Below are 2,299 nucleotides of genomic sequence, written 5' to 3' on the forward strand. Positions count from 1 at the left end.
AATAATCAAAAGAAGTCAAAGCTATGGTCTTAATAGATTCAGCATCTCCTAGAGCTAAAGCCTAATTAGAAGTCTTCCACTATGTAATACTATCTAAGAACTTAATATGTTCTTTTAACCACTATCTAACCTAACTTATTCTTCTACCATGTAATTTAGTATATGTTTGAGTATCAATATATTTAGCCTAGTATGTAAGGTTAAATAATAACTCCCCACAACCCTCAGTTTGAGGTTTAAAGAACTATTCTACAAAGTAATCAGCAAGAGTACTATAAGAATTTTTATACTTCTAATATAGTTTATTTCTCAAATCTACCCAATAATCGGAGTATCTATTTCCAGAACTATCAGATAAACCCTAATCTACTGCCATTACTTTATTAGCTTCAAGACTTAAGAATAACTTGTTTTCTTTTCCTAATATAGCTACAGCATCAGAAGCTCCAGTGTAGTATTCTTCAATAAGATTAGAACTATTATTTCTTAATCCCTTCATATATACATAGGGCTATATACCTAAATCAGCTTGATTAGTTAGACCAAATGCTGTATCCATATCATAGAATCCCATCTTAAACTAGGTATCACCATCAAACGATATAAAAGGCATATTCTTACAGAAATTATCTACAAGTCCAAACAGTAAGGCAACTGTAGCATACTTGTAAGCAGAAGATATATCTAAAGAGGCTTCTAGCCCATTAAGAGCATCAGTACTATTTACCTAAGTAATTTTATTACCTGTAGGCGTCCATATACCATTTATCCTTTTATACTCATCATATCCGCTATAATATTCTTTTCCAACTAGGCCTTTGTTATCTATACTAAAAGAACTCTATATTCTAACTGGAGCCTATGCAATATTTCTAGCTAAATCTATAAACCCACTAACAGACTAAACACTCTCCGCAGTTCCATATTTAACAGAGAATAAACTATCTAAGGTATCTTTATCATACTACCAAAAAGCTGCTGTAAGCTAAGCTTTTGACAAGTCATCGTTGGCTAAATCCACTCCTATAGGCATCGCAATGGTATCATTTGCTTCTACCCACTAAGACTACATATCAAACTCTTTAACAGTACATCCTTCTTTATAATACGGAACTTTATCTACCTATATATCAGAACCAGTATTATCTTTAATATATTCAAGAGACTTCATTCCAAGGTTATGTTCGCTATCGCGACCTAATATAAACTAATAGATACCAAGACTATGAACATCAATAACCTACTAGTCTCCAGAATAGAATCGTATAATTACAAATACTGGGAATCCTTCTACGGCTACCTTCATAGTAGGTTTATAATTAGCTGTGGACGATTTAGAATAGAATGAATCAGCTGCCTTAAACTTACTTAATGCTCCTGCATGAGGCTGATACCAAGTAGCATCAATGTCTTCGGTATTAGCAAGAACATCATTAATAAACTTACCTATAGATGCATTAGAACTGTGAGAACTATCTACAATATCAGCTTTTAGTGTATATAAATCCTCAGGGCACCAATTTTTCTTCGGAATAAACACTGTTCTAGTGGCAGAGCCAATATCCCAGTTAATTCCAAAGTTTAAATTTTTAATTGCATCATTAAGAGTAGAAGTACCTTGTAATTCTATCATGCATCCACCTACTATTATATTACTATTGGAACCATTGGGATCATAATAGTTAAAGCGTGCTCCACGAGCAGGATTAGCTTTTAAAACATCTCTTACGTTTCCATCTATAGATATAAAGTTATTCCAAGACCATGCTTCAAATGAGGACAAATCTATGTACAATATCGGAAGTGGTATAGTATATAAAGATATATTAGGATTTATCCCAGTAGAAGTACTACCATCATCTCCTACACTTGTAGTTATAAAATTACTAACTGAATATGTTTCATTAGAATTATCCCATAAGTACGATTCCTAAATTTCTCCAGTAGTACTATTATAGTTAATGAAGTTTCTTCTAAATCCGTCAGATATAAGAGTTCCATCAGGTAATCCCTACTCAGTAAAATTAGTATAAGCCTAATTTTGTAAGAAGTTAAGAAGAATCTCATAATCGGTTAGAGCCTTAGAGTAAATCATTAGTCTATAATACTAAACATCTGCAAAATTGAAATAATCCTCGTCATACTTAGAGCATCCCAAATAGATATTTGGATTTATAAGATCAGTTCCAATTACAGTTCTTAAATCAATATCATTAGTAGAACCCGTCATAACTCCATCTATATACACTTTAGTAGTATTAGTAGATGTGTTATAGGTAATATCAAGGTTAGTTATTTC

Annotated in this window: 4 protein-coding genes; 1 reads left to right on the forward strand and 3 read right to left on the reverse strand. The window is 32.2% G+C overall.

The features are described 5' to 3' along the window. Window positions 1-361: 361 nt before the first annotated feature. Together ACI3VO_RS15360 and ACI3VO_RS15365 are read right to left on the reverse strand one after the other, a co-directional pair. Window positions 362-499, reverse strand: a complete 138-nt coding sequence (locus ACI3VO_RS15360) for a hypothetical protein (RefSeq protein WP_439758754.1) — start codon at window positions 497-499, stop codon at window positions 362-364. 744 nt (window positions 500-1,243) lie between these two features. Continuing rightward, window positions 1,244-1,783, reverse strand: coding sequence for a hypothetical protein (locus tag ACI3VO_RS15365; RefSeq protein WP_439758755.1), 540 nt, complete (start codon window positions 1,781-1,783; stop codon window positions 1,244-1,246). A 4-nt stretch (window positions 1,784-1,787) separates the two neighbouring features. On the opposite strand from ACI3VO_RS15365, the gene ACI3VO_RS15370 reads away from it, so the two are divergent. Continuing rightward, window positions 1,788-1,934 (forward strand): hypothetical protein, encoded by a 147-nt coding sequence (locus ACI3VO_RS15370; RefSeq protein ID WP_439758756.1) that lies wholly within the window; start codon window positions 1,788-1,790, stop codon window positions 1,932-1,934. Window positions 1,935-2,107: 173 nt separating this feature from the next. On the opposite strand, the gene ACI3VO_RS15375 is transcribed toward ACI3VO_RS15370, so the two are convergent. After that, window positions 2,108-2,299 (reverse strand): hypothetical protein (locus ACI3VO_RS15375; protein WP_439758757.1); only part of this gene is annotated, 192 nt, incomplete at its 5' end.

The sequence above is a fragment of the Intestinibacter sp. genome (assembly GCF_051866655.1).
Lineage (GTDB): Bacteria > Bacillota > Clostridia > Peptostreptococcales > Peptostreptococcaceae > Intestinibacter.

Excerpts from the sequence above, each read along its gene's own strand:
- ACI3VO_RS15360 (WP_439758754.1), bottom strand. The coding sequence starts at position 499 with ATGAAGGGATTAAGAAATAATAGTTCTAATCTTATTGAAGAATACTAC.
- ACI3VO_RS15370 (WP_439758756.1), top strand. The coding sequence starts at position 1,788 with ATGTACAATATCGGAAGTGGTATAGTATATAAAGATATATTAGGATTT.